General features: G+C 69.8%; 23 protein-coding genes. 6 read left to right on the top strand and 17 right to left on the bottom strand.

Annotated elements, in window-relative coordinates:
• Positions 1-183 precede the first annotated feature (183 nt).
• Positions 184-1,089, bottom strand: a complete 906-nt coding sequence (locus AC07PA_RS16035) for a LysR family transcriptional regulator (protein WP_494606964.1) — start codon at positions 1,087-1,089, stop codon at positions 184-186.
• A 256-nt stretch (positions 1,090-1,345) separates the two neighbouring features.
• On the opposite strand from AC07PA_RS16035, the gene AC07PA_RS16030 reads away from it, so the two are divergent.
• Genes AC07PA_RS16030 through AC07PA_RS16020 form a run of 3 tightly spaced genes read left to right on the top strand, consistent with a single transcriptional unit; the run spans position 1,346 to position 3,068 of the window.
• Positions 1,346-2,320: a TerC family protein gene (locus AC07PA_RS16030; protein WP_007852117.1), complete on the top strand. Its 975-nt coding sequence runs from the start codon at positions 1,346-1,348 to the stop codon at positions 2,318-2,320.
• Positions 2,321-2,332: 12 nt separating this feature from the next.
• Positions 2,333-2,491, top strand: coding sequence for a hypothetical protein (locus AC07PA_RS16025; RefSeq protein ID WP_007852119.1), 159 nt, complete (start codon positions 2,333-2,335; stop codon positions 2,489-2,491).
• A gap of 16 nt (positions 2,492-2,507) precedes the next feature.
• Positions 2,508-3,068 carry a DUF2062 domain-containing protein gene (locus AC07PA_RS16020; protein ID WP_007852121.1) on the top strand — a complete coding sequence of 187 codons (561 nt, stop codon included), beginning with the start codon at positions 2,508-2,510 and terminating at the stop codon, positions 3,066-3,068.
• 10 nt (positions 3,069-3,078) lie between these two features.
• Here the strand turns inward: AC07PA_RS16020 and AC07PA_RS16015 are convergent, their stop codons facing one another.
• The 4 genes from AC07PA_RS16015 to AC07PA_RS16000 all read right to left on the bottom strand — a co-directional run bounded on the left by AC07PA_RS16015 (position 3,079) and on the right by AC07PA_RS16000 (position 7,105).
• Positions 3,079-4,050 (bottom strand): Bug family tripartite tricarboxylate transporter substrate binding protein, encoded by a 972-nt coding sequence (locus AC07PA_RS16015; protein WP_494606967.1) that lies wholly within the window; start codon positions 4,048-4,050, stop codon positions 3,079-3,081.
• A gap of 114 nt (positions 4,051-4,164) precedes the next feature.
• Positions 4,165-4,416 carry a DUF2783 domain-containing protein gene (locus tag AC07PA_RS16010; RefSeq protein ID WP_494606969.1) on the bottom strand — a complete coding sequence of 84 codons (252 nt, stop codon included), beginning with the start codon at positions 4,414-4,416 and terminating at the stop codon, positions 4,165-4,167.
• 16 nt (positions 4,417-4,432) lie between these two features.
• The gene (locus tag AC07PA_RS16005) at positions 4,433-6,127 is read right to left on the bottom strand and encodes an FAD-dependent oxidoreductase (protein ID WP_494606971.1); all 1,695 of its coding nucleotides are present in this window, start codon (positions 6,125-6,127) and stop codon (positions 4,433-4,435) included.
• A gap of 21 nt (positions 6,128-6,148) precedes the next feature.
• On the bottom strand, positions 6,149-7,105 hold the full coding sequence (locus AC07PA_RS16000) for an MBL fold metallo-hydrolase (RefSeq protein WP_007852133.1): 957 nt from the start codon (positions 7,103-7,105) through the stop codon (positions 6,149-6,151).
• Between the two features lie 153 nt (positions 7,106-7,258).
• Between AC07PA_RS16000 and AC07PA_RS15995 the strand changes: the two genes are divergently transcribed.
• Positions 7,259-8,071, top strand: coding sequence for an IclR family transcriptional regulator (locus AC07PA_RS15995; RefSeq protein ID WP_494606973.1), 813 nt, complete (start codon positions 7,259-7,261; stop codon positions 8,069-8,071).
• Here AC07PA_RS15995 and AC07PA_RS15990 read toward each other — a convergent pair.
• The 6 genes from AC07PA_RS15990 to AC07PA_RS15965 all read right to left on the bottom strand — a co-directional run bounded on the left by AC07PA_RS15990 (position 8,068) and on the right by AC07PA_RS15965 (position 17,462).
• Positions 8,068-9,366 (bottom strand): O-acetylhomoserine aminocarboxypropyltransferase/cysteine synthase family protein, encoded by a 1,299-nt coding sequence (locus tag AC07PA_RS15990; protein ID WP_494606975.1) that lies wholly within the window; start codon positions 9,364-9,366, stop codon positions 8,068-8,070. The genes AC07PA_RS15995 and AC07PA_RS15990 overlap by 4 nt on opposite strands.
• Before the next feature lie 30 nt (positions 9,367-9,396).
• Complete coding sequence (locus tag AC07PA_RS15985; protein ID WP_494606977.1) at positions 9,397-9,873, bottom strand: CoA-binding protein; 477 nt, start codon at positions 9,871-9,873, stop codon at positions 9,397-9,399.
• Between the two features lie 25 nt (positions 9,874-9,898).
• A complete protein-coding gene (locus AC07PA_RS15980) occupies positions 9,899-10,513 on the bottom strand; it encodes a thioredoxin family protein (RefSeq protein WP_494606979.1) in 615 nt (204 codons plus the stop codon).
• 93 nt (positions 10,514-10,606) lie between these two features.
• Positions 10,607-12,799, bottom strand: coding sequence for a protein-disulfide reductase DsbD family protein (locus tag AC07PA_RS15975; protein WP_494606981.1), 2,193 nt, complete (start codon positions 12,797-12,799; stop codon positions 10,607-10,609).
• A gap of 57 nt (positions 12,800-12,856) precedes the next feature.
• Positions 12,857-16,561: a DUF748 domain-containing protein gene (locus AC07PA_RS15970; protein ID WP_494606983.1), complete on the bottom strand. Its 3,705-nt coding sequence runs from the start codon at positions 16,559-16,561 to the stop codon at positions 12,857-12,859.
• Between the two features lie 148 nt (positions 16,562-16,709).
• Entirely contained in the window at positions 16,710-17,462 is a 753-nt protein-coding gene (locus AC07PA_RS15965) for an alanyl-tRNA editing protein (RefSeq protein ID WP_007852153.1), read from the bottom strand.
• Between the two features lie 57 nt (positions 17,463-17,519).
• Between AC07PA_RS15965 and AC07PA_RS15960 the strand changes: the two genes are divergently transcribed.
• Positions 17,520-18,032, top strand: coding sequence for a DUF1569 domain-containing protein (locus AC07PA_RS15960; protein WP_007852154.1), 513 nt, complete (start codon positions 17,520-17,522; stop codon positions 18,030-18,032).
• 19 nt (positions 18,033-18,051) lie between these two features.
• The gene (locus AC07PA_RS15955) at positions 18,052-18,930 is read left to right on the top strand and encodes a creatininase family protein (protein WP_035202765.1); all 879 of its coding nucleotides are present in this window, start codon (positions 18,052-18,054) and stop codon (positions 18,928-18,930) included.
• 1 nt (position 18,931) lies between these two features.
• Here the strand turns inward: AC07PA_RS15955 and AC07PA_RS15950 are convergent, their stop codons facing one another.
• From AC07PA_RS15950 to AC07PA_RS15925, 6 genes are all read right to left on the bottom strand, one after another.
• Positions 18,932-20,149, bottom strand: a complete 1,218-nt coding sequence (locus AC07PA_RS15950; RefSeq protein WP_494606986.1) for a retropepsin-like aspartic protease family protein — start codon at positions 20,147-20,149, stop codon at positions 18,932-18,934.
• A 128-nt stretch (positions 20,150-20,277) separates the two neighbouring features.
• Positions 20,278-20,949, bottom strand: a complete 672-nt coding sequence (locus tag AC07PA_RS15945; protein WP_007852158.1) for a histidine phosphatase family protein — start codon at positions 20,947-20,949, stop codon at positions 20,278-20,280.
• 96 nt (positions 20,950-21,045) lie between these two features.
• A complete protein-coding gene (locus AC07PA_RS15940; RefSeq protein WP_494606988.1) occupies positions 21,046-22,032 on the bottom strand; it encodes a threonine dehydratase in 987 nt (328 codons plus the stop codon).
• Positions 22,029-22,667 (bottom strand): LysE family translocator, encoded by a 639-nt coding sequence (locus AC07PA_RS15935; protein WP_145697174.1) that lies wholly within the window; start codon positions 22,665-22,667, stop codon positions 22,029-22,031. The genes AC07PA_RS15940 and AC07PA_RS15935 overlap by 4 nt, the downstream gene beginning before the upstream one ends.
• A 6-nt stretch (positions 22,668-22,673) precedes the next feature.
• Entirely contained in the window at positions 22,674-23,399 is a 726-nt protein-coding gene (locus tag AC07PA_RS15930; RefSeq protein ID WP_007852163.1) for a VOC family protein, read from the bottom strand.
• Positions 23,396-24,274, bottom strand: a complete 879-nt coding sequence (locus AC07PA_RS15925) for a PhzF family phenazine biosynthesis protein (RefSeq protein ID WP_007852166.1) — start codon at positions 24,272-24,274, stop codon at positions 23,396-23,398. Before AC07PA_RS15925 ends, AC07PA_RS15930 begins: the two co-directional genes overlap by 4 nt.
• Positions 24,275-24,351 lie beyond the last annotated feature (77 nt).

The raw sequence follows: 24,351 nt of genomic DNA, 5'->3' as shown, positions 1-24,351 counted from the left end.
TGCGGCGTTGCCCATCCTTGATGGACATGCGTCCATCTGCGGTGGGCGCCTTGCCTGATCCTCCCGGAGGAGGCAACGCAACCCCGTAAAAGGCCGTGGACGGGCTCCGACTGCCTGCGACGCAGCGCCTAGCCAGAACCGCTTCGCTGAGTTTTTGAGCCGCTCCGAGGCGGGAGACGCTGCTCAGGAGGTGAGCAGCGCGCCGCCCTCTGCGGCCTCCAGCAGCCGCGTGAGCAGCGGGTGCATGACCTTGCGCGCGTTGTAGATCAGGTGGAACTGCTCCTGCACGTCGGGCGTGGAGCCCACCTGCACCAGCCCATGGGTCTTTTGCAGGTGCGCGCCCACCGACATGGGCGCCGGCATCACACCCATGCCCGTGGCGGCAAAAGTGCTGAGCAGGGCGCTGTCCTCGAACTCGCCCGCAATGCGCGGGCGGATGCGCTCGCGCTCCAGCCAGTGGTCGATGCGCGCACGCATGGCCGCATGGTCCGTGGGCAGCAGCACGGGCACCACGGCCAGGCTCTGCGGAAACTGCTGCGCCGCCGCCTCGGCCCATACCGGCGGGGCGTACCAGGCCACGGCACTCGTGCCCAGCAGCTGGCTGGTGGTCTTGAGGGCCGGGTTGGGCGGTGCGGCGCGGTCGGCCAGCACCGCGTCGAGCTTGTGCAGCGCGAGCTCACCGAGCAGCGGCTGGAACTCCCCCTCGTGGCACAGCAGGCGCAGGTGCGGTTCGTCGAGCACCGGCGTCAGCAGCCGGTGCATGGCCAGCTTGGCGATGCCGTCCGAGATGCCCAGGTTCAGCCGCAGCGTCTGGCCGCTGGCGGCTTCGCGCACGCGATGGGTCAGCTGCTCACCGAGGGCAAAGATGTGGTCGGCCTCGTGCAAGGCGGCTACGCCGGCTTCCGTCAGCACCAGGCTGCGCCCCTCGGTGCGCAGCAGGCTGGTGCCCAGGGCCTGCTCGAGCAGGCGCACCTGGGCGCTGATGGTCTGCACGGCCATGTCCAGCCGCTCGGCCGCGCGCGCGATGCCACCCTCCTTGGCGACCACCCAGAAGTAGTACAGATGGCGGTAGTTGAAGCTCTGGCTCATGGTCTGGGTTGTCCCAACGGTGGAAAGGGGTATTCGTAAAAAATTGTTTGGTTCGTAAAAACCAGATGAATGGTATCGAAAAGACAGGTTTTAAAGATGCAAAGGCATCCCTACAGTGCGGGCTTGCCTTGAATTTCCCAGGAGATACCTCATGCACGACACCGCCGTCCACACCCCCGCCACCCCGACCCCGGGCCTGCCACCCCTGCCGCGTTCGCGGCGCTGACGCCGCCGCTGCGCGAAGGAGAACGACATCATGGAAACCATTGGAACCTGGTGGATGTGGGCGGGATTCGCCGTCTTCGTGGTCGTTGCCATCGGCATCGACCTGTTGGTGATGGAGCGCCAGGGCGCGCACAAGGTCACGACCAAGGAGGCCCTCAAGTGGAGCGCCCTGTGGTTCTCGCTGGCCTTCGTCTTCGTGGCCGGCCTGTGGTGGTACCTGGACGGCAGCCAGGGCCGCGAGGTGGCCAACACCGTGTCGATGCAGTTCATCACCGGCTACCTGGTGGAAAAAAGCCTGTCCATCGACAACATCTTCGTGTTCCTGATGCTGTTCAGCTACTTCGCGGTACCGGCACAGCACCAGAAGCGCGCGCTGATCATCGGCATCATCGGCGCCATCGTGCTGCGCACGCTGCTGATCCTGGCAGGCGCCTGGCTGCTGGCTTCGTTCCACTGGCTGCTCTATGTGTTCGGTGCCTTCCTGGTGTTCACGGGTGCCAAGATGTGGTTCGCTGCCGGCCAGGAGCCCGACATCGCGACCAACCCGGTGCTGCGCTTTTTGCGCAAGCGCATCCGCATCGCCGACGTGTTCGATGGCGAGAAGCTGACCACCACCATCAACGGCGTCAAGCACTACACGCCGCTGTTCGTGGTGCTCATCCTGATCGGCACCACGGACATCATCTTCGCGGTGGACAGCATCCCGGCCATCTTCGCGATCACCAGCGACCCGTTCATCGTGCTCACGGCCAACATCTTCGCCATCCTGGGCCTGCGTGCGCTGTACTTCCTGCTCGCCGACCTGGCCGACCGCTTCCACCTGCTGGCCTATGGCCTGGCCCTGGTGCTGGTGTTCATCGGCAGCAAGATGCTGCTCATCGACCTGGTGAAGATCCCGATCGGCTACGCTTTGCTGGTCACGGCAGGCCTGATCGCCGGCTCCATCGTCCTGTCGCTGCGCAGCTCGGCCGGCAGCCCGCCTGCTGCACAGCCTCCCAAGCCCTGAAGGAAACCTGCCATGGACATGATCGAATCGGTGATGCTCACCCTGCTGGTGGCCCTGGCGGGCACGGCCCTGATGGCCTGGCGCCTGGGCAACGAGCGGCGCGACGTGGGCCTGCTCACCGCCCTGGCGGCGCTGTGGGGCCTGGCCACCGCCGCAGCCTTCAGCTGGTGACCGCAGGACCATGCGGATGCTGAGCACCCTGCGCCGCAAGCTGCGGCACCTGGAACCCAGCGTGCGCGACCAGCTGGCGCGCACGGCATTGGCCCGTGCCGTGCCCTGGATGGAGCAGCGCGCGCTGTTCCGCTTCCAGCGCGAGCCGCTGGCGCGCGGGGTGGCTGCCGGCCTGTTCTGCGGGCTCATCCCCGGCCCGCTGCAATTGGTGGGGGCGGTCGGTGCCTGCGCCTGGCTGCGCGGCAACGTGGTCGCCGGTGGCGTCACCACCTTCTACACCAACCCGCTGACCACCGTGCCCCTGTATGTGCTGGCCTTCCAGATGGGCTCGCTGGTGCTCCCTGGCGAACAGTCGCTGCCGGCCTTCAACGCGGACGGCCCGGCCGGCGCCTTCAGCGTGCAGGCGCTGGCCGAGTGGATGCAGGCCCTGGGCACGCCATTGCTGGTCGGCCTGCCGGTGCTGGGTCTGGTCCTGGCAGTGCTGGGCTATGCGGTGGTGCAGGCCCTTTGGCTCGCGCCCGTACTGCAGCGCGGGCGCCGCCTGCAGCGTGCGCGGGCCCTGCGCGGCCCGCCGTGAGGCTAGCGGTTCAATCCAGCTTGACGCCGACCTTGGTGATCACGCGGCCCCATTTTTCGCGCTCGGCGCGCGCATAGCTGCCCATCTGGGCCGGGGTGCCGGGCAGGGGCTCCACGCCCAGGGCCTGCAGGCGCGCGCGGGTGCGCGTGTCGGCCAGGGCGGTCTGCAGCGCCTTGCTGAACTGGGCCACGGCCTCGGGCGAGGTGCCCGTGGGGGCCACCAGCCCCTGCCATGCATAGCCCTCGAATGCCTGCAGCCCCTGCTCCTGGATGGTGGGCACGTCGGGCATGGTCGCCACGCGCTGCGGGCTGGCCACACCGATGGCGCGCACCTTGTTCGTGGCGAGGAAGGGGTAGACCGTGGCGCTGTCGATCCACATCGCCGGCACCTGGCCGCCGATCACGTCCTGGATGGCCGGGGCCGCGCCGCGGTAGGGCACATGGGTGAGCTTGAGGCCGCTCTGCTCGCGGAACAGCTCGCCCACCAGGTGGTGCGGGCTGCCCGGCCCGGCGGAGGCCCAGTTCACGCCGTCGGCGTTGCCCTTGGCCCAGGCCATGAACTCCTTGAGGTTCTTGGCGGGCACGTTGTTCGAGACCACCAGAAACATCGGAAAGCGCACCAGCAGGCCCACGGGCTGGAAGTCCTTCTCGGCGTTGTAGCTCAGCTTGCTGAACAAAAAGGGGTTGGCCGCCAGCGTGGCGAAGTCGGCCGAGAAGATCAGGTTGCCCAGGTCCTTGCTGCGCGCCGCATAGTCGGCAGCGATGTTGGTGCCCGCGCCGGGCTTGTTGTTGATGATGACGGGGCGGCCCAGGCTGGCACCCATGGATTCGGCGATGGTGCGCGCCACGATGTCCGAGCCGCCGCCGGCGGCATAGCCGACCACCCATTCCAGGGGCTTGCCGTTGTCCTGCGCGTGCAGGGGCAGGGCGAAGGGCGTGAGTGCCAGTCCCGTGAGGGTGGCGAGGAAGTGTTTGCGCAGCATGGTGTTGTCTCCGGTGGTCAAGGGGTGGATGGTTTGGGCACGGCGCTGCCGCAGGCCCCGTCTGTGCGGGGCTTGCGCGGCGGCGTTGGATGGCGGGTTGGTGGGGGGGCTGCGTCAGGCCGCGGCGTGTACCGGGGCGACCGGCGTCACGGGCGCGATGCCCGCGCTGCCGGCGGGCACCGTGGTGCCGCGTGCGAACTGCAGTGCCTGCAGCAGCGTGGCCTGGTCGCCGATGTGGTTGGCCAGCAGCAGGATCAGGCGGGCGTTCATCGCATGGCTCTCGGGCGGGGTCAGGCCGTTGTGGCTGGCGATCAGGGCCTCGTAGAAATCGTCGCAGGCCTGCAGGCGGGGCTGGGTGTCGAGCATGTTCCGGGCTCCTGGTTCAAGCGGTGGCGAGGTCGGCAGGGGCGGCTGCAGCCTGGTGGCTGCTGGCAATCGCTGTGGCCGTGGCCAGTGCGGCGCGCACGGCGGCTTCGCTCAGGCTGCGCCAGCGCGCGCACACATGCTGGTCGGGCCGCACCAGGTAGGCTGTGCCGGGCCGCGCGTCCAGGCGCTGCGTGAGCAGGCCCTGCGCGTCGACCACGTCGCTGCCCACCTGCAGCAGTTTCACTTGGGGCAGGGTCGTGGCCCAGGCCGGCGCGGGGCCGAACACCAGCAGGGTGAAATCCGGCCCCAGCGTGCGCAGCAGCCAGGCGCCCTGACTACCCTGCAGCACGGGTGCGTCGAGCAGCACGGCACCGGGCACCTGGGTGCCGGCGAAGCTGTCGCCATCCGGCGTGTTGAGCGCCGAGCCGTGCAGCGTGGCCGGCACCGACAGGCGCCCGCTGTTGACGATGCGGCGGGCGAACGGGTGCTCGCGCGCCAGCTCCAGCGCGGCATCGCGGAACAGCCGGCTGATCTCGCTCTTGGGCGTGATGAAGTCGGTGGCACGGGTCGAGTTGGCAATGTTCTCGTCGGCCGCGTACTCACGCTCGGGGCCGTAGGTGGCCAGCAGTTCCGCGCCGGCGCGGCCGCGCAGCACCCAGTCGAGCTTCCAGGCCAGGTTCTCGGCGTCCTGCACGCCGCTGTTGGCACCGCGCGCACCGAAGGGCGAGACGCCGTGGGCGCTGTCGCCCGCGAACACCACGCGGCCGTGCACGAAGCGGTCCATGCGCAGGCAGGCGAAGGTGTAGACGCTGGCCCATTCGAGCTCGAACTGCGCATCGGGCCCGAGCAGCGCACGCACGCGCGGCAGGATGTTCTCGGGCTTTTTCTCTTCCTCCGGGTCGGCGTCCCAGCCCAGCTGGAAGTCGATGCGCCAGACATTGTCGGGCTGGCGGTGCAGCAGCACGCTCTGGTTGGGGTGGAAGGGTGGGTCGAACCAGAACCAGCGCTCGGTCGGGAAGTCCGTGCTGCCGGCCATCTTCACGTCGGCAATCAAAAAGCGGTCCTGGAAGATGCGGCCCTTGCTCTCCAGGCCCAGCAACTGGCGCATGGGCGAGCGCGAGCCGTCGCAGGCGGCGATCCACTGCGCGTCGATGCGGTAGTCGCCCTCGGGCGTCGCGATGGTCAGCAGTGCGCCGTCACCGCGCTGTGCCACGCCCGTGACCTTGTTGTGCCAGCGCAGCTCGATGTTGGGCAACTGCAGCGCCCGCTCCACCAGGTAGGCCTCGGCGTAGTACTGCTGCAGGTTGATGAAGGCCGGGCGCTCGTGGCCCTCTTCGGGCAGCAGGTTGAACTCGTACAGCGGCGCGCCGTGGAAGAACACCTTGCCCACGTTCCACGACACGCCCTTGTCCACCATGCGCTGGCCCACGCCCAGGCGGTCCCAGATCTCCAGGGTGCGCTTGGCAAAGCAGATGGCACGCGAGCCGGTGGACAGCCTGCAGTCGTTGTCCAGTACCACCACCCGCTGGCCGCGCTGGGCCAGATCGATGGCCAGCGACAGGCCCACGGGGCCTGCGCCCACCACCACGATGGGGTGCTGCACCGGGCTGGTTGCATCCTGGTCCGGGGAGCGCCGGTAGGCGAATTCGATGGCTTGCACCTGGGCGCCAGTTCCGTCGAAGGCGGGTGGCGCGGACGCTGTTGTTGTCATGCTTGTCTCCTCCGGGGCGCCTCAGCCTTCGAGCGACTTCCACATCTGGATGTCGCGCTCGGCGGTCCAGATGCGCGGGTCCGGGTACTGTGTGGCCTCGTCGTAGGCGCGCGTCACGTCGAACGGCATGCAGTGGTTGAAGATCACCCAGTGGCCGTACTTGGGTTGCAGCTTCGCGAACGTGGCCTCGTAGACCTTGCGCAGGTCCTCGCCTTGGGCGGCGCTGGCCTTGACGCTTTCGTACAGGTCGCTGATGAAGGCGCGCGTGCCGGCCAGGCCGGCCTGCACCTGCTCGGGCGTCTGCAGCGCCGCACCGCGTCCGGGCACCAGCTTCTCGGGCTTCAGGGCGGCCAGGTTATCGAGGGTCTGCGGCCAGTCCTGGAAGTAGGCATCGCCCGCATACGGCGTGGCATCGAACTCCACCAGATCGCCGGAGAACAGGATCTTTTCCGCAGGCAACCAGGCCACGGTGTCGCCCTTGGTGTGGCCGCGGCCCAGCTGCAGGATCTGCACCTCGAGCTTGCCCAGCCACAGGGTCATCTTCTTGTTGAAGGTCATGGTCGGCCATGTCAGACCGTCGGGCACGCTCTCCACGTTCTGGAACAGGCGCGGGAAGCGGCCGATCTCGCTGTCCTTGTCGAACTGGCCGCGCTCGACGATCAGGTCGCGCGTGTCCTCGCTGGCGATGATGTGCTCGGCCCCGTAGGCGCTGGCACCGAGCACGCGCACGGCGTGGTAGTGCGACAGCAGCACGTACTTGATGGGCTTGTCGGTCACTTCGCGGATGCGGCGGATCACGTCCTGCGCCATGACCGGCGTGGCCTGGGTGTCGATGACCATCACGGCGTCGTCGCCAATGATGATGCCGGTGTTGGGGTCGCCCTCGGCCGTGTAAGCGTAGGCATGGTCGGAGAGCTTGTCGAAGCTCACCTTCTTGACTTCCAGGTCGGCGGCGGAGGCGAAGGTCTTGGTGCTCATGGGTGGTACCGGTTGATTTGGTTTAGTGGAATGCATTCACCTAAACGGAATGTTTTGATCATAGGCAATAAATTCGTTAATGTCTAATTCATTTGTTTAAGTGGAAACCCCAGGGTGGACAGGATCGCTGCAGGCTCGGTGGACAATGGCGCCATGGACGACCTTTCCCGTGACCTTGCTTCTGCCGACGACGAAGACAGCCCCCGTGCGCCGCGCGGCATCCAGAGTGTGGAGGTGGGCGGGCAACTGCTCAAGGTGCTGGCCCGCACCGGCCGGCGCATGGCCCTCAAGGACCTGGCGCGTGCCGCCGACATGACGCCCGCCAAGGCCCACCCCTACCTCGTGAGCTTTGGCAAGCTGGGCCTGATCGAGCAGGACGCCGTGAGTGGCCACTATGGCCTGGGGCCGCTGGCCATGCAACTGGGCTTGATCAGCCTGCAGCAGGTCGACCCGGTGCGGCTGGCGATTGCCGAGCTGCCGGCCCTGGCCCAGCGCATCGGCTACACCGTGTCGGCATCGGTCTGGGGCGACAGCGGGCCCACCATCATCCGGGTGGAAGAGGGGCCCACCGCCGTCTACGTGGCCATGCGCCATGGCACGACCGCATCGGTTCGGCACACGGCCACGGGCAAGGTGTTCGCGGCCTTCGGCCCGCGCGAGCGCACCCTTGCCGCCCTGGCCGCAGACGGCCATGCCGGGGCGCTCGACGACCCGGCCTTTGCCGCGGAACTGGACGCCGTGCGCACCCACCAGGTGGCCGAGGTCACCGACCGGTTGCTGCCCGGCATCAGCGCCCTGGCCACGCCGGTCTTCGACGGCTTCGGCCAGTTGGTGCTGTGCCTGGCCGTGATCGGCCCGAGCGCTACGCTGCGCACCGGGCCGGACAGTGCCGCGGCAGGGCATCTGCGCGAGACGGCGCGCAGCCTGTCGCAGCGGCTGGGCGCCGCACAGGGCGGCGAGCGCTAGGTTTTCGACAGCGCCTGGTCGATGTCCCAGAGGATGTCGTCCAGGTCCTCGATGCCCACCGACAGGCGCACCATGTCGGCGCTCACGCCGGCGCGGGCCAGCTCTTCGTCGTTGAGCTGCCGGTGCGTGGTCGAGGCTGGGTGGATCACCAGCGTCTTGGCGTCGCCGATGTTGGCCAGGTGGCTCAGGAACTCGCAGGCGTCGATGAACTTCTCGCCCGCCGCGGCGCCACCCTGGATGCCGAAGGTCAGGATGCCCGAGGCGCCCGGCGTGCCGTCCACCGCGCGGAACTGCTTGTGCGCCAGGGCGTGGTACGGTGAATCGGCCAGCCCCGGGTAGTTGACCCAGCTGACTTTGGGGTGGGCCTGCAGGAACTTGGCCACGGCCAGCGTGTTGCGGCAGTGCTCGCGCATGCGCAGGTGCAGGGTCTCGGCGCCCTGCAGCAGCTGCCAGGCGTTCATGGGCGAGAGCACGCCGCCGAAGGTGCGGTTGATCTCCATGCGCGCCTTCATGGTGTAGCCGAAGTCGCCGAAGGTCTCGTAGAACTTCACGCCGTGGTAGGCGCGGCTGGGCTCGACCATCTCGGGGAATCGGCCGTTGTCCCACGGGAACTTGCCACCCTCCACCACCACGCCGCCCATGGTCGTGCCATGGCCGCCGATGTACTTGGTGGCGCTGTGCACCACGATGTCGGCGCCGAAGGCCAGCGGGTTGCACAGGTAGGGGCTGGCCACCGTGTTGTCGATGACCAGGGGCACGCCGTGGGCGTGCGCTACGTCGGCCACGGCCGCGATGTCGAGCACATTGACCAGCGGGTTGCCGATGGTCTCGCCGTACACGGCGCGGGTCGTGGGGCGCACGGCGCGCTCAAAATTCTCCGGGTCGGCCGGGTCCACGAACGTGGTCTCGATCCCCAGGCGCGCAAAGCCCACGCCGAGCTGGCCCACCGTGCCGCCGTAGAGCGTGCTGGCGGCCACGATGTGGTCGCCGGTCTTGAGGATGGCCAGCAGCGCCGCCATCTGCGCGGCCATGCCGCTGGCGCAGGCCAGGGCGGCGCGGCCGTTCTCCAGACTGGCGATGCGTTCCTCGAACACGGCCACCGTGGGGTTGCTGATGCGGCTGTAGACGTTGCCGAAGGTCTGCAGGTTGAACAGGCTGCTGGCGTGCTCGGCGCTGTCGAAGACGAAGCTCGTCGTCTGGTGGATGGGCGTGGCGCGCGCGCCGGTCACCGGGTCGGGAATGGCGCCCGCATGGATGGCGCGCGTGCCGAAGCCGTAGTCTCTGTCCTTTTCCATGGGCGGATGTCTCTCTGGTGCTCTTCTTGTTCAGTAGGGCAGTTGCTGCGGGCGCTTGGCCGAGATCACGCGCGTGTTCACACCCGCCCAGTTGAGCCCGCCGAACAGGCGCGCATGCTCGATCTTCACGCAGCGGTCCATCACCACCGCCAGGCCCGCCGCACGGGCCCGCGCCGCCGCAGCCTCATGAACGACACCGAGCTGCAGCCACAGGCACTGCGCGCCGATGGCAATGGCCTCTTCGGCCAGCGGCGGGATGTCCTCGCTCTTGCGAAAACAGTCCACCATGTCGATGCGGTGGTCGGCCGCTGCGGCGGTGACGCTGGGGTAGCAGCGCTCGCCCAGGATCTCGCTCGCCATGGGGTTCACCGGCACGATGCGGTAGCCATGGGCCTGCATGTACTTGGCCGCAAAGAAACTGGGTCGGTGCCATTGCGGCGACAGGCCCACGACCGCGATGGTGCGGCAGCTTGCGAGGATATGGCGCAGTTCGCTGATGGTGCTCATGCCACCAGTGTAGATGCGCTATTCGTCAGGCAGGATCTTTGTATTTGATGCTGCAGCCATAGGGCCGCGTAGTGGACGCGGTGAGCGGCTTGCCTGCAAGGGCCTCCGCCAGCCCGGTCTTCACATAGTTGGTGGCGCGCGGGATGTCGTCGACCTTGGACGAGGGAATGCTGTCGATGCCGCCGGCATAGATCAGCTGGCCCTGCGGGTTCACGATGTACATATGCGGCGTTGTGCGCGCGCCGTAGGCGCGGCCGGCCGTGCCTTCCTCGTCCATGAGGATGGCGGTGGGCACCGACTGGCGCTCCTTGAGCCAGCTGGTCAGCCTGGCGGGCTCCAGGTAGTCGCCGCTGGCCTTTTCGGTGGAGTTGACCGCCAGCCACACGACGTCCTTGCCGGCCGCGTCCTTCTGCGTGGCGGGCATGTTGCCGCTGTCGTAGTGCTTGCGCACGAAGGGGCAGCCGGGGTTGGTCCATTCGAGCACCACATGCTTGCCCTTGAAGTCCGACAGGCGCACGGTCTTGCCCGTGGTGTCTTTGAGGGTGATCTCGGGGGCCGGCTGGCCCACGGTGGCGGCAGCCTGCGCGCCAGCGGCGGTCAGCAGCAGGGGCAGGGCGATGAGGGTACGTCGAAGCAGCATGGATGAAAGATCTCCAGGTGAGGGACGGTGGTGGGGCAGTATGGGTGATGCGGCCCTGGATTTCCAGGCGGAGCCCCTGCCGACCGGCTGGTCTTACAGCGCCGCCACGGCGGCGCGCAGTTCCGCTTCGCCGAGGATCTCGGAGAACACCACGGGTGCCTTGCCCGGGGCGTGCAGCACATACACCGGCACGCCGCTGCGGCCCAGCTGGGCCAGGGCTGCGGTGATGGCCGGGTCGCGGCGCGTCCAGTCGGCGCGCAGCAGGGCCACGTTCTTGGCCGCGAAATCGGCCTGCACGCCGGCATCGGCCAGCGTGGTCTTCTTGTTGTACTGGCAGGTCACGCACCAGGCGGCCGTGAAGTCCACGAACACCGGGCGGCCACTCGCGACGAGATGCTCGGCCGCTCCGGGTGTCCAGGCCTGCCACTGCGGACCGGTGGTGCTGGTCGTGGCAGTGGACGTGGGCGCGGCAGCCACATTCGTGATGTGGGGCGCAAAGGTCCAGGCCAGCAGCGCCAGCGCCAGCACGGAGACCGGCGCCATGAAACGGCGCGCCGTGCCCGCGAGCGACAGCGCCCAGGCCACCATGCCCAGGGCTACCAGCAGGATCAGCAGCGCGCCCGCGCCGTCGATGCCGCTTTGCTGGCCCAGCACCCAGACCAGCCAGACCACGGTGGCCAGCATGGGGAAGGCCATGAACTTGCGCAGCGTGTCCATCCACGCGCCGGGGCGCGGCAGGGCGCGCGCCACCGCAGGCACGAAGGCGGCCGCCAGGTAGGGCAGGGCCAGGCCCAGGCCCAGCGCCGCGAACACGGCCAGCGCCTGCGGTCCCGGCAGCGTGGCCGTGAGGCCCAGCGAGGCGCCCATGAACGGGGCGGTGCAGGGCGAGGCCACGGCCACGGCGAGCACGCCGGTGAGGAAGGAGTCGGCCACCGGGTGGCGCGCCTGCAGGCTGGCCACCGAGGAGGGCAGGAAATGCCCGAACTCGAACACCCCCGCCAGGTTCAGCGCGATCAGCGTGAACAAGGCCGCCAGGCCCGCCACCACGGCCGGCGACTGCAGCTGGAAGCCCCAGCCGATGGCCTCGCCCGCGGCGCGCAGGCCCAGCATCAGAGCGCCGAGCGCCAGGAAGGACAGCACCACGCCCGCGGTGTAGGCAATGCCGCTGAGCCGGTGGGCGCGCCGGTCCTGGCCATGCTGGGCAAAGCCCACGACCTTGATGGCCAGCACCGGGAACACGCAGGGCATGAGGTTCAGGAGCAGACCGCCCAGCAGGGCGCTGAGCAGGGCTGCCGCCAGTGTGGCGGCGGGTGCCGGGGTGGTGGCTGGCGGGCCGGGCGGGGCAGCTGCCGCATTGGCCTTGAGCGCCGCCTCCAGCGCGGGCGATACCGCGGCCGCGGCAGCCACCGCGGGCCAGGCGCCCAGCACCTTGAGCTCGGCGCGGTAGCCCTGGCCATCGGCGGCCAGCACCACGGGCATGGGGTCGGGGCTGTTGCTGCGCTGGGCCGAGAGCGGGACCTCGGCGGTCCACACGGCGCCCTTCCAGGCCTGGGTCCAGGCGGCGGCGTTCTCGATGACCTCGGGCGTCTCGGGGAACAGCTCCAGCGTCTTGCCGCGCAGCGCCTCGGGCAGGCCCTGCACGCTCAGCTGCAGGGTACCGCCCTCGATGCGGGCCTGGCTGTCCTGGCCCGCCACGGGCCGGGGCTGGGCCGCCAGGGCCGCATCGAAGGCCGCGCCGTGCATGGCCGTCGTGCTGCGCGCGGGGATGGTCAGGGTGAAGTCGCCCTCTTCAGGAATGCATTCCTTGCGGCACACCAGCCAGGTGGCGTGCAGGCGCACCGTGGCATCGTTCGACAGGGCCTTGGGCGCGAAGGTGCTGGCCACGGTGACCGGCACGGGCAGCAGCACCGTGCCCTCGTAGCCGTAGTTGGCCAGGGTGCCGATGGGGATCTTTTTGGGCAGCGGCCAGGCGATCTCGCCCGCGTCCAGCCCGGCCGGCAGGGTCCAGGCCATCTCGATGGGCAGGCCCGAATCGCCGGGGTTCTTCCAGTAGGTGTGCCACTCGGGCTGGTGCGTGATCTGCAGGCCCAGCCACAGCGGCTGGCCGGGCTCGATGCCCTGCGGTGCGTGGGCGATCAGTTCGGCGCGCACATGGGGGGTGGTGACCACGGCGCTGGCGGCGCCGCTGCCCTTGGTAGGCAATTGGGCCCAGCTGCCTGCGCCGGCGAGCAGAAATGCTATGAAAAATATAGCTTTGACGAGCAGGGACGGCGGGCGGTGGGGCATGTTGCAGGGTGTGAGCGCTGGAACCGGCGATTGGTTCCAGCGCAATGGAGTGGCCCCTTATTGTGTCGCCAGGCTCATCTGCGCCTGGGGAGACCATTTTTCCGGCTGGGTTCCTGCCCGCGGCGCGGCCAGGAACAGGCGCTCCACGGGCAGCTTCTGCGCCAGCAGGTAGCTGCGCACGGCCTGGCCCCGCTGGGTGGCCAGTTCCTGCGCCATGGCCTCGGTGGCAGGCTGGTTGGCCAGCAGCAGGGCTTCCATCTCGGCCGTGGTCAGCTCGCGCGCCAGGCCCACCAGGTTGCGCGGCTTGGGGATGTCGGCGCGGCGGTACACCTCCTTGAGCAGGGCGGGGTATTCGGCGGCCTGCACCGGTGCTGTGTCCGCCGGGCTGGCGCGGCGCTTCTCGGCCAACACCAGCTGCTGCAGGTGCTCGCGCTGGATGCCTTCGCGCTCGGCCTGCAGGCTGGCCAGGCCGGTCACGGTGATGCGCAGGTTGGGCCGGTCGGTCAGCGCCTTGACCACCTTGGCCAGGTTCTGCTGCGCCTCGGGGCTCAGCGTGGCGCTGCCCGGGGCAAACGGCACGCTGCTGAGCTCGTCGCCGCCGCCCAGCGCGCTGGCCAGCAGGCTGAAGGGCGAGGTCAGGGCCTTGCCGATCAGGTTGACGATGATCTTCCAGATCACCGGGCCCACCCGGAACTCGGGGTCGTTGAGCGAGCCGCTGAGCGGCAGGTCCAGGTCGATCACGCCCTGCCGGTCGGCCAGCAGGGCCACGGCCAGCTTCACGGGCAGGCTGTTGGGCGCGCCGGCCACGGCTTCGCCAAAGGTCAGCTGGTTGAGCACCAGCCGGTTGCTGGCCGTGAGCTGGCCGCTCGGCAGCACCTTGTAGGCCACGTCCACGCTGAGCTTGCCGCGTTCGATGCCGTGGCCCGCATACTTCACCGCGTAGGGCGACAGCGGTGGCAGCTCCAGGTCGCGCACCTTGCCCGCGATGTCCAGCGCCAGCGGCTTGGCCAGCGGGTTGAGCTTGCCGGTGATTTCCAGCGAGGCCGTGCCCTCGGCCTTGCCGCGCAGCTCCAGGTCGGCCAGCACCGGCTCGCCCCCGGGCGCTGCCGTGGAAAAGGCGCTGAGCTTGCCCGTGAGTTCCGACAGGTCGGCCGAGTAGTTGGGCTTGATGAAGAAGTCCGAGAACAGCACCTTGCCGTTGACCAGGCTCACCGGGCCGAACTGCACCACCGGTGCCAGCGGGTCCACTGGCGCTGTCGCCACGGCGGCGGACGGTGTGGATGCCGCGGGCACCGGCGTGGGTGGCACCGATTTGGCCGCACTGGCGGCGTTGGCTGCCTGGGCTTCGGCCGGCGTCTTGGCGATGTCGCCCAGGTTGATGCGGCCGGCCTCGTTGATGGTGATGCGTGCGAAGAAGTCGGCCAGGCTGGTCTCCTTGACCTCGAGCCGCGGTGCCGTGCCGGGGGCGGTGGCCAGGGCCAGGCCGCGCAGGTTCAGGCTCTTCCAGGCCAGCAGTTCCTCGCCCACCTGGGCTTCGGTCTTGGGGGTGGAGGCCGAGGTGCTGTTGGCCTTCAGGTCATCGACCACGGCGTCGCCCGACAGGCGCAGGCTGGGGCCCTTGTCGCCTTGCGCAAAGGCCACATCGCCGCGAAAGCCCACATCGGCGCGCAGCAGCTCGATGGACAGCTGGCTGGCCAGGTAGCCGTCCAGCGCATGCAGCGGCAGGCGCGTGGCATTGAGCTTGCCCTGCGTGGCCAGCGGCTGCAGTGCCAGCGTGCCCTGGTAGTCGAGCTTGCCGGGCGTGCTGCCCTTGCCGGTGGCGACCTGGGCCGAGAGCTGCAGCGCTTCGGGCTTGCTGCCGTCGGTCGCCAGGTTCTTCGCCGTGATGCCCAGGGCCAACAGCTCCAGCGCCACGGGGCGGGCCTGGGCCCTGTCGGCCAGCGAGACGGTGCCGCCCTGCAGCGCGAAGTCGGCCACGCGCAGCACCCAGGGGGCTGCGGCCGCAGGCGCGGTGGCAGCGCTTTCGTCTGCTGCCGCGGGCTGGGCCTTCATCCAACGCTCGAACATCCAGCGGCCATCGGCGTCGCGGTCCACAGTGACTTTAGGCTGCGTGACCACCAGGCTCTCCAGCGTGGCGGTGCGCTTGTCCAGGGGCAGTTGCAGGCCCTTGAGCTCCAGCCGGCCCAGGCTGGCCAGCTGTGACTTGCCCTGGCGCAGGGCCAGTTGCTCCAGCGCCAGCGGCCCGGCCGTGAGCGTGATGCCGGTGGCCGCCGGTGTGTCGGCCGCAGCCCACTGCACGCCGATGTCGCCCGTGAGTTGGCCCGCAACGGTGGGCTCCAGCACCTGGGCGAGGTAGGGTGCGGCCAAGGGCAAGGCCAGCGCATTCAGGCTGGCCTGCACCTGGGCCTTCTGGTCCGTGGCCTCGCCTTGGAAGGCCAGGCTGCCATCCTGCAGCTTCAGGCCGCCCTCGAACGTGACAGGGTGGGCCCAGGGCAGGGCCAGGTCCTTGGCGTCCAGCGTGAATTCGCGCGCCTCCAGGGCCGCGGCGGGGCGGGTGGACTGGTCAGCCCAGCGCAGCGTGCCGCCGCGCACGATCGTGTGGGCCACTTCCACGGTCCAGGGCCTGGCGGCAGCGGCCTTCCCGCTGGCCGACGATGCGGGGCGAGAGGCTGCGCTGGCTGGCACTGCATCCGCTGGCGGTGTGGCCGGTGCCAGCTGCGCCAGGTTGACCTGGCCTGCGGCATCGCGGCGGGCGCTGAGCACCGGGGCGATGAGCTCCACCTGCGACAGCCGTACCACCTGGTCGAGCGGGCGCACGTCGGCCAGGTCGATCTTCAGGCGTTCATAGGCCAGCAGGTCCTGGCCAGCGCGGTCCGTCAGGCGCACATTGCTGGCCTGCACGCTGCCCGTGAGCTTCACGGCCATTGTCGGGGCCTGCTCGAAGGCCACCTTCAGGTTCACATCGAGCGTGGCGCCCTGCACTTTCACAGGCAGGCTGGCGGGCAGGTAGGCCAGGTAAGGGGCCAGGTCCACGCCTTCCCAGCGCACGGCGGCATCGGTCTTGCCGGTCTGGGCAAACGGCGTGCCTTGGGCGGACGAATCGAAGCGGCTGCCGTTGAGCGTGAAGGCCAGGTGGGGCTCCACCTTCACCTCGCGCTGCGAGTGCAGGGTGCTGATGAACGGCACCTTGAGCGCCAGGTCGCGCAGGCTGTGCTTTTTGCCCACGCTGCGGTCGTCGTAGTCGATGCTGCCGCCGGTGAGCGCCAGGTTGTACAGCGCCAGGCGGGCGGGGCCAGTGTCCGGCTGGGGTTCGGCGGGCGGGGCGGTGAGCTTGGCGATGACGTCGTCCACGTCGTAGCGGCCCTCGCCCAGGTGGGCGATGTGCAGCACGGGCGACTCCACGGTGAACTCGTCCACCACGGGCGCCAGGCGCAGCAGCGACTGCAGCTCGCCATCCACATGCACGCGGGCGATGGTGAGCTGCGGTGTGCCGCCATCGGCCCCGGCCACGGCAATGTCGCGCAGCGTGAGCTCCAGCGACCAGGGCTGGAAATCGATGGCACCCACCGTCACCGCGCGGCCCAGTTGCTCACTGGCCGCGCGCTGCAGCGGGCCCTTGAGCAGGGGCGGCACGGCCAGCCAGGTCAGCAGCCACAGGGCCAGCAAGGCCGCCAGCGCAACGGCCGCGCGGCGGGCCCAGCGGTGCTGGCGCAGGGCAGCCAGGGAAGGGCGGGTCAGGGAAAGGCGCTTGGGAAAGGACATGGGGCAGCGGAAAACGGCAGGCGGTCAAGTGGCGGTGCCGCGAACGGGCGGCAGGCCGCCCAAGGTACCACCGCGCAGCGTGGCGCAGTGTATCCAGGGGTTGGGTTGATGTTTTTTGACGATTGACCCAGCGGTGAGGGCCCTGGCCTCAGGCAGCAAAGCCCAGCACCACGCGCCGCGTGGTGGCGCTTTTCTTCTCGATCTTGGTCACCACGATGGCGCCGATCTCCGCCGTATTGGCCACGTGCGTTCCGCCGCAGGGCTGCAGGTCGATCAGCGGGGCATCGCCTTCGCCGCCGATGCGGATGGTGCGGATGCGCCCCGAACCGCGCGGCGGCTGCACGCTCATGCTCTTGACCAGGGCCGGGTTGGCGTCAAGCTCCTCGTCGCTGATCGAGGCCACGGTGAGCGGGTGGGCGGCTGCGACCAGCGCGGCGATGCCGGCCGTCAGCGCATCCTTGTCGAGCGGGTCGGTCATGGAGAAATCCAGGCGCGCGTACTCGGGCGTGATGGAGCAGCCATTGACCAGTTGCGGTACCAGGTGGCACAGCAGGTGGGTGGTGGTGTGCAGGCGCATCAGGCGGTGGCGGCGCTCCCAGTCGATGCGCGCGGTGACGGGCGTGCCGGTGGCGAGCGCGGCCAGCTGCGCTTCCTGGCCCGGGTCCGGCACGTGCACGATGTCGGCGGTGGGTTGGCCGTCGGCGTCCTTGCCCTTGCGCGTGTCGGCAATAGTGATGGCTGTGCCATCGGCCAGCAGCAGGTTGCCGGCGTCGCCGGCCTGGCCGCCGCCCAGCGGGTAGAACACCGTGCGGTCGAGCACGATGCCGGCCTCGGTGATCGCGGTGATGCGGGCGCTGCATTCGCGCAGGTAGCCGTCTTCTCGGAACAGATCGTGGGTCATCCCCGCATGGTAGCGGCAGCGCCGTGCGGCTGCAGGGGGCGCTACCATCGGTGCACCATGAAACGCCGCACCGCCCTGATCGCCGCCCCTTTGGTCCTGGTCCCCGCCCTCGGCTGGGCCGATGAGCCCAAGGTCGCCGACCTGTCCGGCGCGCTGCGCTGGCTGGACAAGCTGGAGGCCACACCCCAGGCCCGCACCACGGGCGCCTGGCCGCTGGTGGCCGTGCTCGAGCACCTGTCGCAGAGCATCGAGATGAGCATGGACGGCTTCCCCAAGGAAAACAGCGCCCTGTTCCAGCGCACCCTGGGTGCTGCAGCATTCGGCTTCTTCGGCTGGCGCGGGCGCATGTCGCATGGCCTGGCCGAGCCCATTCCCGCGGCGCCGGCGCTCACCATGTCGGGCGACTGGAAGCCGGCGGCCCAGCGTTTGCGCGCTGCCATCGCGCGGTTCAACGCCCACGCCGGGGCGCTGCGCCCGCATTTCGCCTACGGCGCGCTGGACAAGGCCGACTTTGCGCGTGCCCACACCTTCCACATCGCGAACCACCAGGACGAGATCGTTCTGGGCTGACACCGCTACCATGGCGGGCATGACGCAGCCACCGGTGCCTCCCTCTTCCCCACCCGCCGCCACGCCCCCGCGCTGGTGGGCCGATCTCGGCACGCGCGATTTCGCGCAGCGCAAGGCCTCGGGCCTGGCGGCGCAGACCGTGGCCGTGCTGCCGGTGGCGGCCATCGAGCAGCACGGGCCGCACCTGCCGCTGTCGGTCGATGCCACGCTGCTGCAGGGCGTGATCGATGCCGCGCTGCCGCTGCTGCCGGCGGATCTGCCGGTGCTCTTTTTGCCGCCGCAGAACGTGGGCCTGAGCCCCGAGCACATCCGCTACCCCGGCACGCTCACGCTCTCGCCGGCCACCATCATCGCGCTGTGGACCGAGCTGGGCGAGTGCGTGGCGCGCGCCGGCGTGAAGAAGCTCTTGCTGTTCAACGGCCATGGCGGCCAGGTCAGCGTGATGGACATCGTGGCGCGCGAGCTGCGCACGCGCTGCGACCTCCTGGTCTACAGCGCCAGCTGGTTCAGCCTGCCGCTGCCCGATGCCGTGGCCGGCCAGTTCAGTGCACAGGAGCACCGCTTCGGCATCCATGCGGGCGAGATCGAGACCTCGATGATGCTGCACCTGGCGCCCGGTACCGTGCACATGGCGCATGCGCAGGATTTCCGCTCCACCTCGCAGGACCGCTCGGAGCAGTACGCCCTCCTGGGCAACGGCAAGAGCGCCAAGCTCGGTTGGCAGATGCAGGACTACCATCCGGCCGGCGCCGTGGGCAATGCCGCTGCCGCCACGGCCGACAAGGGCCGGCAGGTGGTCGATGCCGCAGCCACGCAGCTCGTGGCCCTGTTGCAGGAGATGGTGGCATTGCCGCTGAGCACCCTGCGCGACGCGCCGGACGGCGCCAGCCCGCCCTGAGTCAGACCAGTTCCCGCAGCACCAGCGTGGCCTGGCGCTCGGCACCATCGGCGGCACGCAGCTGCAAGGCGAGTGCCGTGCCGGGTGCCGCTGCCAGTTGCGCGCGCAGCCAGCCGACATCGCTGGCACCCAGGCCATGTCCCTGCACCGCCAGCAGTGCTTCGCTTGGCCGCACACCCGCCTGGTCCGCGGGGCTGCCGGCCACCACATGGAGCACCTCGAAGCGCTCGCCATTCCAGCGCGCCATCAGGCCGCTGCGCGGCCCGGCAAACGGCTCGGTGAACGCCGCCTGGGGCTCCAGGTACAGCGCGCCGCCGGCCACGTCGATGGTGACGGCAAAGCGCCGCCACAGTTCGCCCCCCAGGTTGCCCATCCAGGCGTCGCTGCCGAACAGCCCCCCTGTGGCGAGAGACAGGTGCACCGGTACCCGTGGCCATTGCCAGGGGCCCAGTTCGAACACGGGCAGGCGTGCCACATCCGCCCAGGTGGTGCCGCCCACGCTCACCCCGGTGGGCATGCGCACCGAGGGCTGCAGCGCCCTGCGCAGGCCCAGCCGCTCCACCGCGGGGCGAAACAGCGTGACGGCCCCGCCATCGCCGGTGTCCACCGAGAACCAGCCGGTGTGCCCTGCGGCGCTGGCCTGGACCAGCATCTTGCCGCCGGGCAGCACCTGCAGGGGCAGGCGCACGGCCCCCGGTGGTGGTGCCAGCCGGCCCACGGGCGCCAGCGTGAGCTCGCCACGGCCATAGTCCAGGCGCGCGGCGAAAGCGCGCCAGAACGTGGCGCCCAGGATGCCGTCGTGGGTGAATTCGTCGGGCAGCGGTATGACGAAGGCCACTTCGCGCCGCAGGTGCGCGGCATCACCCACAGCCAGGTCGTCCAGCACCGTCCAGGGCACGGGCGGGGCCGATGCCTCGGCCCCGGAACTGGGCACCCGCTCCTCGGACAGGGGCAGGCCCAGCATGGCCGCCGCGCGCGGCGTGAGCACATTGTGGTCCGCCCCTGTGTCGAGCAGAAAGCGCAGGGGCTGGCCGTTGGCACGCACCGCCACCGACACATGGGGGTGCTGTTGCCGTTGCATTGGAACCGTGACGCCGCCGGGCGCGAAGACCTCGGCCTGGGGACTGGTGGCGCCCAGGGAGCCGCCGCAGCCGCTCAGGGCGCCGAGCAGCGGAAAAGGGGTCAGCAGGGCATGGCCCAACAGGTGGCGGCGGCGCATGGCAACTCCAGACAGTGCATGGAGTTGCCATTAAACAGCAAATAATTATTGTTTTGCAATAAATTTATGTAAGCCAACCAGCCAACCAGCCAACCAGCCAACCAGCCAACCAGCCAGGCTGGATGCCTTTACGCGTGCGTCAGCCAGTCCGCATGCTCCAGCGCCTGCAGGTGCGGCAGGGTGTTGAAGGTCTGCAGCATCAGGCGCTTGGGGGCGATGCTGAACTCCGTCACCGCGCTGTTGCGGATGCGCATGTTGAGCGCAATCGTCACCTCGGGCGCGGTGCCCAGCACCTGGCCCACGGCGGTCGAGATCGGGCCGCCGCTGCTCACCAGCAGCACGTTGTGGCCCACATGGTGCTGGCGCACATGGTCGAGCGCAGACCGCACGCCGGCACTGAATTCGTTCCAGCTGGGCATGCCCTGGGGGCTGATCACCCCGGCCATCCACTGCGCGAGCGCATCGCACAGCAGGCGGAAATGGTGGCGGTAGAGCTCGGGTGTATCGGGCTTGGGCAGGGGCTGGGGGTGGATGGCGGTGATCAGCGCATGGCTGTCGTATTCATTGAGGCCGGGCATCTGCAGCACCTCGGGGGTGGTCTGCAGGCCTTCGGCAATGCCTTCGAGCGTCTGCGTGTGGCGGCGCAGCGTGCCGGTGATCACGGCATCGAAGACCTGGCCGCGCTCGCGCCAGTGCTCGCCCAGGCGCACCGCCTGTTCGCGCCCGCGCGCGCTCAGCTGGTCATAGTCGTCTGCGCCAAACGAGGCCTGGCCGTGGCGCACGAGGTAAAGGGTTCCCATGCGCCGGATTGTGGGCAGGCACCGGCCTGGCCGTTTGTCTCCCAAGCGACCGGAGCCGTGGCGCCAGTAGCCTTGGAGACAGTGCCGTGGTGCGGCTCAGCCCGCCAGCACGCGGCTGAACACCGGCGCGTCGACATTGCCGCCCGTGAGCGCCAGCCCCACCGCCAGGCCGCGCAGGCTCTCGCGCTCCTGCAGCGCCGCGGCCAGGGCGGCGGCACCCGCGCCCTCGGCCACGTTGTGCGTGTCGGTGTAGATCGCGTGCATGGCGGCGGCCACCTGGGCATCGCTGACCTGCACGATGTGGTCAATGTGCGGCGCCAGGATGGCCAGCGCCTCGGCATCGGCCACGCGGCAGGCCATGCCGTCGGCCAGCTCGGTGGTCACGGGCGCCTCGACCACGCGGCCCGCGGCCAGCGAATCGGCATAGGTGGTGGCATGGCTGCTCACCACACCGACGATGCGCACGCCATGGCCAAGCGCCAGCTTGGCCGCAATGGCCGAACATGCGCCCGAACCCTGGCCAATGGGCACGTAGGCCACATCGAGCTGTGGCACCGCGCGCAGGAATTCCCACCAGTAGGTGCTCACGCCGCGCAGCAGGTCGGCATGGAAGCTGGGCACCATGTGCGCGCCGCGCTCGGCGGCCAGTTGCATGGCATGCTCGCGCGCCTCCTGGAAGTCGCTGCCATGCTCGATCAGCGTGACGCCCAGGGCGCGCATGGCGGCGTTCTTCTCCACCGAGTTGCCCCGGGGCACGACGATGGTGCAGGCCACGCCGTGGCGCCGCGCGGCCCAGCCCATGCTTTGGCCATGGTTGCCGCGCGTGGCGCTGACCACCTCGCGCGGCAGGGCACCGCGCGTTGCGAGCTGGTCGAAATAGGTCAGCCCGCCACGGATCTTGAAGGCACCCACGGGCGTGTGGTTCTCGTGCTTGAGCCAGCAGTCGGTGCCCAGGCGCTCGCTGAGCAGGCCCCAGCGGTACTGCGGCGTGGGCGCGAAGTCGCGGTACACGACCTCGGCCGCCGCCTCGATGTCGGCCAGGCCCGGCAGCCAGGGCAGGGGGGGGGAGGGCCGGGCACTCATGCGGCAGGCCTCTTTTCGGTGAGCAGGCGCACGGCCAAGAGGCCCAGCACTGTGCCCATCACATAGCGCTGGGCGCGCATCCAGCCCTGGCTGCGGTTCATGAACAGCGCCACGCGGGCTGCGAACAGCACCAGCAGGGCGTTGACCAGCCCACTGATGCTGATCTGCACGGCGCCCAGGCTCAGGCTCTGCAGCAGCCACTGGCCGCGTTCAGGGTGCAGGAACTGCGGAAAGAACGACAGGTAGAACATGGCCACCTTGGGATTGAGCAGGTTGGTCATGAAACCCATGAGGAAGAGCTTGCGCGGCGTGTCGTGCGGCAGGTCGCGCGCCTCGAAGGGCGCGGCGCCCCCCGGCTTCACGGCCTGCCAGGCCAGCCACAGCAGGTAGGCCGCACCCGCGATGCGGATGGCGTCGAAGGCCATGGGCACGGCCGCCAGCAGGGCCGTGAGGCCGAGCGAGGCCGCCAGCAGGTGCACGCCAAAACCCGCCAGCACACCGGCCAGCGAGAGCAGGCCGGCGCGCGGGCCCTGGGTGAGGCTGCGCGAGACGCAGTAGACCATGTTGGGCCCGGGCGTGAGCACGAGCAGCAGCGCGGCGAGCGCAAAGAGCATCAGTTCCTGGGGTGCGAGCATGGTGGCCTACTCCGTCGATGGGGTGGAAGGGGGCGGGGCCGAGCGCAAGGCCACGGGGCCGCGCGGCGTAGAAAGTGCCGCCTGCAGCAGAGGTGCCGGGCCGGCAAGGGCCGTGGCGATGGCGCGCAGGCCCGCGGCATCGCAGGCCGCACCCAAACCGGCGGCGTCCGGGTGCTGCAGCGTGAGCGACTGCAGCTGCACGCCGCTGGCAGGCAGGTGATCGCAGGGGTGCGCGGCGCCCCACTGGATCAGCGTGGGCAGGCAGCCGTCCCACAGCCGCTGGCCGTCGGGGCGCACGGTGATCTGCCACTGCAGCAGGCCCTGGGGCGTGGGGCGGCTGGCCGTGATGGCCCGGCCCCGGTCCACGCCCAGGGCAGCGAGTGCAGCCAGGCTGGCCGCCACGTCGGGCACCGAGGCCACCCAGTGGATGAGCTGCGGGCCGTGCTCGGCCACCTGCTGCTGCAGGGCGGCCTCGTCCATGTCGAACCAGCGCCGGTCGCTTTCGGGAATGCTCCTGGTGCCCTGCGGATTGATCGCGATGACCTCCAGGTAGGCGCGCGGATGGGCCGGGCTGGAGACATTGAGCAGGCGGTTGTGCGTGCCCATCAGCGGGTGCTCGCCACCTGCGGCGGGCGTGACGCCGAGCGTGCGCTCGCACCACTCCACGCCCGTGGCCAGGTCGCGCGCCAGCACCACCAGGTGGTCGATGCAGGCAGCGGTCTGTGCCGTCACAGCAGCACCTCGCCCTGCACGCAGGTCACCGAATGGCCGCCGATCCAGATCTCGCTGCCCTCCTGGTGCACATGTACCCGCCCGGCGCGGCCCAGGGCCGTGCCCTGGCTGGCGACATAGCTGGCGGGTGCCAGGCCTTCGCCGATCAGCCATTGCGCCAGGGCCGCGTTCAGGCTGCCGGTTACCGGGTCTTCGGCCAGGCCGGCATTGCCGGGGAAGAAGGCGCGCACCTCGAAGGCGATGTCCTCGCGCGCGGTGTCGGCGCCGATCACGCCGACCTTGCCGCGCGGGCCCACCACGCCGATATCCAGGCCCGCGAGGATGGCGCTGTCGGGCCGCAGTGCCAGCACCTGCTCGGCCGATTTCAGCATCACGCCGCGCCACTTGGGGCCGTTGTCGCACCAGGCGTGGTGCAGGATGTCGGCGCGGTCCACGCCCAGGCCGCGAGCGATCAGCGCCACGTCGGCCTCGTCCAGCGGGCCGCTGCGCAGGCGCTCGGGCGCGGCAAAGGCCAGGCGCTCGCCGTCCTGGCGCAGCGGCACCAGGCCGACGCCGCATTCCTGCACCACGCGGCCCGGCGTCTGCGGCTTGCCGCCCGCGCCCAGCCAGGCATGGCAACTGCCCAGCGTGGGGTGGCCGGCAAACGGCAGCTCGCGCCCGGGGCAGAAAATGCGCACGCGGTAGTCGGCCCCCGCTGCGCGGCCTTCGGGCGTGGGCGGCAGCAGGAAGGTGGCCTCGGACAGGTTGGTCCAGTTGGTGAACTCCTGCATGGCCTCGGTGGTGATGTCCTCGCCATCGAGCACCACGGCCAGCGGGTTGCCGCGGTAGGCCTGGTCGGTGAAGACGTCGACTTGCTGGAAGGGGCGCAGTTTCATGGGATGCCTGTGTCAGTGGGGATGGTGGAACAAAGAGCGGTCACTGGCCGGGCCACGCCTGGGGGCTGGCCTGGGCC

Source organism: Acidovorax sp. GW821-FHT09B03 (genome assembly GCF_059418305.1).
Note: the sequence above shows the minus strand (reverse complement) of the source record. Positions and strands in the feature narration are given on the sequence as shown.